Here is a 6898-nt window from a genome sequence, read left to right on the forward strand (position 1 = left end):
AATGTCTAAACACAATTTAAGTGAATCAAGTTTAGAAACAAAACTAATCCATGCTGGACACAGTTTTGATCCAGTAACTCATTCATTAGCATCACCTATTTATCAAACCGCAACATTTGGATTTGATACTGTTGAGCAAATGGATCAAGCTTGGGATGAGTTGGGATATCTTTATACAAGAGAAGGAAACCCATCTACTATTCAATTAGAAAAAAAACTTGCCGCTCTTGAAGGTGGCGAAGCAGCAGCTACTGCTGGGTCAGGTATGGGTGCTGTTTGTTCAACAGTCTTAACGCTACTTGGAAAAGGAGAACACATTCTATGCTCAGAAGGCTTATTTTTCCATAGTGATATTTTCTTTAGAGAGTTAGTTAACAAAATGGATTCAGAGGTAAATTTTGCTAATTTCAAAGACATAGAAGATGTGAAACAAAATATTAAAGAGAACACAAGTATAATCTTCATTGAAACACCCGAAAATCCAAAACTTGGTGTTGTTGATATACAAGAAGTTGCGGAACTTGCCCATGATAATGAATGTATTTTCATAGTTGATAGTACCTTTGCACCACCACCTATCCAATATTCATTAAAACATGGAGCAGATTTAGTTTTACATAGCTTAACAAAATATATTAACGGTCATGGGGATACCCTTGGGGGAGCAGTTGTAGGCCGAAAAGATCTTATCGACAAAATTAAATATCCTGGTATGCCTTGTTATACTGGTGCAGCACTTTCTCCTTTCAATGCATGGTTGATTATGAGAGGTATGACAACACTTACAATGAGAATGGAAAAGCATTGTGAAAACGCTCTTGCTATTGCAGAATTCCTTGAAGCACATGAACATGTTGAAAAGGTAATTTATCCAGCTCTTAAGTCTGATCCATCATATGACTTATGCCAAAAACAAATGAATGGCCTAGGTGGTGGTATTGTTTCATTCTGGTTAAAAGATGGAATCAATGGAATGTCAGTAAGAGAAGCTGACTATAAACTATGTAACAATATGAATCTACTTACAATTGCTACTAGTTTAGGCGAAGCTCACACTCTAATTCAAGTTGAAAATGACAATATGATTAGAATCGCAGTTGGTCTTGAACACTCAAAAGATTTAATTTCAGATATGAATGAAGCATTTGATAAACTTTAATTTATTTTAGGAGGATTATTTATGGATAAAAAAGTGAGTTTTTTCGAAAAGTATAATTGGTTAATGATTGTCACACTATTATCATTTGGTACTTATGCTATGTATGGTCTACCATATATGAAGTCAGTATTTTACGACCCAATGAGATTAGCACTTAATCTTACACATGAACAATATGGTAATGTAATTGGTTTATACGGAAAAATTGCTCTAATAATGTACTTTCCAGGGGGTTGGCTAGCAGATAAATTTGATGCAAGAAAACTTATGTTATTCTCATATGTTGCTTCCGGTGCATTAGGTCTTTACCTATCAACATATCCAAGCTATGCAGGTGTACAATTTACTTTTATTGCTTGGGGTGTAACAACAATTCTTACATTCTGGGCAGCACAAGTTAAAGTTATTCGTTCACTTGGTGATGATGATATGCAAGGTAAAATCTTCGGTATAGGTAATGGTATTGAAGGTATTTCTGGTATGATTATTTCTTTTATCGCTCTTGCAATCTTCAATATGGTTGCAGTTAAAGAACTTGGTCTAAGATTTGTTCTTATTTTCCAATCAATCTTAACAATTCTTATAGGATTCATAACATATTATACTTTAAGAAATATAAAATTTAAAGATAATCAAGATGAAAAATATACATTTGAAGACTTCATTAAAGTTTTAAAAATGCCTGAAGTTTGGTTAATTGGTATTATTATATTCTGTTACTACACAGTATTTTCTTCACTTTCATATATTAGCCCATATCTTGAAACTGAGTTCATGCTTTCTGCTGCTGCAGTTGGTACAGTTTCAGTACTAAGACAAACTGGTACAAAAATGCTTGGTGGTCCAATTTTCGGTTCATTAGCTGACAAATTTGGTTCTCCTTCTAAAATGATTATAGTAGGATTTATTCTAACAGTTGCTTGCGTAGGTGGCTTTAAGGTTCTTCCAGTTAATTCATCATACTCGATGGTTGCAGTAATTCTAATGCTAGTACTAGCTTTTGCATTATTCGGCTTAACAGGTATCGGCTATGCAACGATTTCTGAAACTAGCATTCCACTAAAGTATACAGGAGCAGCAGTCGGTGCAATTTCTCTTATTGGTTATGTACCTGATGCATTCTACTACAATATTGCTGGTAACTGGCTAGACACTTATGGAAGTGCAGGCTATAAATACATTTTTACTCTTTCTTTTGTCGTAGCTATAATAGGCTTAACAGTAGGTTATATATTGTTTAAAAGAACTGCAACCGTTAGAGCTAAAAAACATCTGGAATCTGAAATATCAGCTTAATAAAATTCTATAAAAATAAATAATATACAACCTGCTAAATACTTATATTTAGTAGGTTGTATGTGTGCATATTAATAAAACGATAGGTACTTTTAAAATATTTAAATTTGATATAAAATTAATACTACTAATAGTCTAAAATATGAACTATATTAATAGGAGGTCATAATGGAATTATTAAATATCATTGGAGTATTATCAGTATTTCTAATTACAGGTTATATTGGATATAAGTCATCTAAATCTATAAAATCTATAGATGATTTCACACTTGGCGGTAGAAGTATCGGTAAGATAAAAGCTGGTTTTAGTATGGCTGCAACAGAATTTGGTGGAAGTAGTTTTTTGGGCGCTATGGCTTTTTGCTATACTGTTGGAATTTCAGGAGTATGGTGGGATTGGTGTGCCATTCCAGCATTCCTTTTGCTAGGAATTTTTTTCGTTAAAAAAATAAAATCACCCAAAATGGTAACCATTACAGATTTTTTTGAACAAAGATACGATAAAAAAACTAAGTATCTATGTTCTTTTTTGCATATATTAGCTACTGTAGCACAAATTGCTGCACAGTTCACAATAGGTGCAGTTGCATTAAACGGTATAATAGGAGTGCCTATCAACATTGGATTATTTTTAACTTTCACCTTTGTAGTTTTATACACAATTAGTGGTGGATTTATAGCTGTTGTAAATACAGATGTTGTTCAATTTATTTTTTTGATATGCTCTATTCTAATTTCTGTTCCTATAGCTATAATTTCCTCAGGTGGCTTTCAAAATATCATGTTATCATTACCAGAAAATCTGTTAAAATTTGACCAAGTTTCATTTTTGACTGTGGTGTCTTGGATGCTCTTCAGTTTATTTTCTTACGCTACAAGCCAACACTATATCCAACGAATATTTGCTTCAAAAGATGTAAGTACTGCAAGATTCTCTTTTATTTTCACTGGAATTATGTATTTTTTTTATGGACTAGCTGTTGCAATAATCGGAATTTGTATTGTAGTATTAATGCCTAATCTTAATAATCCTAATTTAGGATATGCTTTATTTGTTAAAAATTATCTACCTGTTGGGATAGCTGGACTTGCCTTAGGTGGTATATTTGCAGCTTCCATGTCAACTGCTGATTCTATGATTCTAGCTGCATCTACACTATTTGTTAATGACATATACATGCCCTATATAGAAAAGAAAAATGCCAATTTAGAACAAGCACATAAAATAAAAATGACAAGAATTATCACTATTCTTATATCAATCGGTGGTGTTGTAATATCTTTTTTATCAGATAACTTAATAGATATAGCTTACTTAGGGGGTTTATTTTATTCAACTGCAGTATTTATGCCTTTAATAATAGGTCTTTATTGGAAAAATGCTACTACTAAAGGAGCATTTTATTCCATCATAATAACAGTTTTAGTGGGACTGTTTTCTGATTTCTTCCTAGCTGGTAAAGTTAGTGGTATATTTGGCTTACCATCTAATATTATAGCTGTTCTTGTAGGAACATTATCTTTTGTTGGAATATCATTAATTACAGCAAAACCTAATAACGAAACAATAAAATTTTAACGTAAAAAAAACATACAACCTTATATAAAACAGTGTGAATTAGAAAGTATTTGTAATTTGCAATCCTACTTATTACTAAGTCAAAATAAAAAAGTAGCAAATGCTACTTTTTTTATTTAATATTTACCAAAATCATTATCACTTAAATCTATAATCTTTTCAGTTAAAGTTTTTTTATCAACATCTTTTACTTTAATCTTCCTATCTTTATCTTCTTCTTTCTTTAAATTATCAAGCATTTTTAAAACTTCTGGATTCATAGTTTCTAATTCTACTTGATTAGAAATTTTACTATTTTTTACTTTAAATTTACTAACTTGATTTTTTAGTAAATCAGCTTGACTTGATAATTCTTCACTTGCAGCAGCCGATTCTTCTGAAGTAGCAGAATTAACTTGTACCACATCACTAATTTGGAGAATTCCAGCATTTATTTGTTCAACACCTATCGCTTGTTCATTAGAAGCCACTGCAATATCTCCAACTATAACAGCTGCTTTTTCAATTCCATCTACAATTTCACTTAATGCCGCTGATGTGTTATTAGCTAAGCTTGTTCCATCATCTACTTTTTCCTTAGAATTTTCAATTAATGCGGTTGTTTCTTTAGCCGCATTTGCTGATCTTGATGCAAGATTTCTAACTTCTTCAGCTACTACTGCAAATCCCTTACCATACTCTCCTGCTCTAGCTGCTTCAACTGCTGCATTCAGAGCTAATATATTAGTTTGGAAAGCTATTTCATCAATTACTTTTATTATTTTTGAAATATCATTTGATGAATTATTTATATCATCCATCGCCTTTTGCATTTCCTGCATTTTGCTATATCCACTTTGTGCATTTTCCAAAGCTTTCTCTGCTATCTCTTTAGCCGTTTGTGCATTTTTAGCATTTTGAGTCGTTTGTGAATTAATCTCTTCAATAGAAGCTGTTAATTCTTCAATAGAGCTTGCCTGTTCAGTTGTACTCTGTGATAGCGAAGTACTTGAATCAGATACCTGTCTTGCACCGGATGCTACTTGCCCTGCTACTGAATTTATATTCAAAACCAACGTACTTAGATTATTTATTATAGTTGAAAGCGCTCTTCTTAAATCTCCAATTTCATCTTTTCTTTTTAGTTCATTATCACAAATATCTATTGAAAAATCACCAGTTGCTAAAATGTTCAATTGTTCAGTTGTTTGTTGTATAGGTTTCATAATTTTTGATATTATAAAATAAATTAATACTACCAATAATATACAACCAAATAAAGCTGTAGCTAATACAATATAAATTATTTTATTCAATGCAGCCATCATTTCTTCAACATTAGCTAGGGAAAGTATAGCCCATCCATTTATATCTATTGGTTCATAGGCAACAAAATATGTTTCACCATTATATTCAATTATATCTACATCTCTTTTACCATTAAGTGCCGCTTGGACATACTCCTTTAGAATTGGGTCATCAGTAGCTTTTTCTTTATTTATCTTAGATTCATCATCTGTATATATATATGTACCACTTGATGATACTAAGATATTCTTACCTTTTTCTCCTATTGTATGTTCGCTCATTATATCCGGTATAGTATCCATACCTATATCTATAGCCACTACTCCAATTGATTTGTTATTATCTTTTATAGTTTGTACACTTGAAACCATAGTTTTTCCAGATGCAACATCTATATAAGGTTCAGTAAAAGCAACCTCATCTGTTGAATTAGCTAAAGAATACCATGGTCTTTTCTTTGCATCCCATTCTGGACCTGATATAAATGTTGAGTGATCTATGAAAAAGTTAGTTTCGTAATTTGCTATCCATACGCCAGCAATTATTTCTTCAGAGTTTTTTATATCCTCTAGGGTTTCCACTACTTCTCCAAAGAACTCATGACTTGCAATATCATCCCTACTCTCAACTTCTTTTAAATAATGTAATATCTCTTTGTTTGTTACCGTTTGTTCGGTGATAATCTTAACACCTTTGAATACATTGGAGATATCTTTTTCTACTAATTTTGAGGATTGAGAAATACTATTATTAATATCCTTTTTCAATTCGCCACTCATAGAGCTAAATGTAATAGTACCAATTATTAAAAATATTAAAATCATAGCAACAATAATTAATAAACTTAACTTATTTGCTAATTTTTTGTTTATGAATCCAAACATTTTTATTCCCCCTTGATTATAGACGTTAAAATTCCTTAAAAAATATAAGGCATTTTTATATCCTTCTATATTTCAACATCATTCTTCAATGAATAATGTTTAAATATATCTATTATAATATATTATACAACATTTTTAGGATAAATGTTTGATTTCCCTTTTATTTTAACACATATTTAAATTGTACTATAATATTGAATAAATATTTAGCCATTTAAATTTTTATAATTGGGTGGATTATAGTTATTATCTTTTCAGTTTATAATACAAATCACAAATATCTTCAGTAACAGTTATTTTATAGAAATCAAATTCTAATTTATTAGCAAAAATTTTATCATATGAACTATCTCCAACCATTAAAATCTTGCTTGGACTTAAATTCAAGCCATTCATAAAACGCATTCCATGGTCTTTCTCAGGTTTTGCCTTTATACCTTGGTCATCTCCGCAACCAACTTCATATTATTATATTCAAGTGTTTGTTCCCAATCATCTAGATTTTTTCATCACATATAATGGTTAAATCACATAACAATATCAAAAGAGTATATAATTAAGGTATGCTCAATTTAAAATGGTACCTATGTCAAGGACAATTTAAAAAGGGTGTTAAGATGCTAAGAGATGATTTCTGTATTGTACAGGAGTCATCTTGTTTAGGTTCCATTGATATCTATAATTATTGTAA

5 protein-coding genes and 1 pseudogene are annotated in these 6898 nt (G+C 30.9%); 3 read left to right on the forward strand and 3 right to left on the reverse strand.

All coding sequences use genetic code 11. The features are described 5' to 3' along the window. Position 1 precedes the first annotated feature (1 nt). The 3 genes from ACQ3F0_RS23450 (at position 2) to ACQ3F0_RS23460 (ending at position 4036) form a co-directional block, all read left to right on the forward strand. Positions 2-1159: a trans-sulfuration enzyme family protein gene (locus ACQ3F0_RS23450; RefSeq protein ID WP_428868221.1), complete on the forward strand. Its 1158-nt coding sequence runs from the start codon at positions 2-4 to the stop codon at positions 1157-1159. Positions 1160-1180: 21 nt separating this feature from the next. Continuing rightward, positions 1181-2455 carry an MFS transporter gene (locus tag ACQ3F0_RS23455; RefSeq protein ID WP_428868222.1) on the forward strand — a complete coding sequence of 425 codons (1275 nt, stop codon included), beginning with the start codon at positions 1181-1183 and terminating at the stop codon, positions 2453-2455. Positions 2456-2623: 168 nt separating this feature from the next. Next, positions 2624-4036 (forward strand): sodium:solute symporter family protein, encoded by a 1413-nt coding sequence (locus ACQ3F0_RS23460; protein WP_428868223.1) that lies wholly within the window; start codon positions 2624-2626, stop codon positions 4034-4036. A 116-nt stretch (positions 4037-4152) separates the two neighbouring features. On the opposite strand, the gene ACQ3F0_RS23465 is transcribed toward ACQ3F0_RS23460, so the two are convergent. The 3 genes and pseudogenes from ACQ3F0_RS23465 to ACQ3F0_RS23475 all read right to left on the reverse strand — a co-directional run. Then, the gene (locus tag ACQ3F0_RS23465) at positions 4153-6207 is read right to left on the reverse strand and encodes a methyl-accepting chemotaxis protein (protein WP_428868224.1); all 2055 of its coding nucleotides are present in this window, start codon (positions 6205-6207) and stop codon (positions 4153-4155) included. 246 nt (positions 6208-6453) lie between these two features. Next, positions 6454-6645 (reverse strand): annotated as a pseudogene (locus ACQ3F0_RS23470) (hypothetical protein); the annotation flags it as partial. A 174-nt stretch (positions 6646-6819) separates the two neighbouring features. After that, positions 6820-6898: IS3 family transposase (locus ACQ3F0_RS23475; RefSeq protein WP_428868228.1), on the reverse strand; the 79-nt coding region annotated here is incomplete at its 5' end.

The organism is Clostridium sediminicola (genome assembly GCF_050402865.1).
In the GTDB taxonomy this organism is placed as follows: domain Bacteria; phylum Bacillota; class Clostridia; order Clostridiales; family Clostridiaceae; genus Clostridium_AF; species Clostridium_AF sediminicola.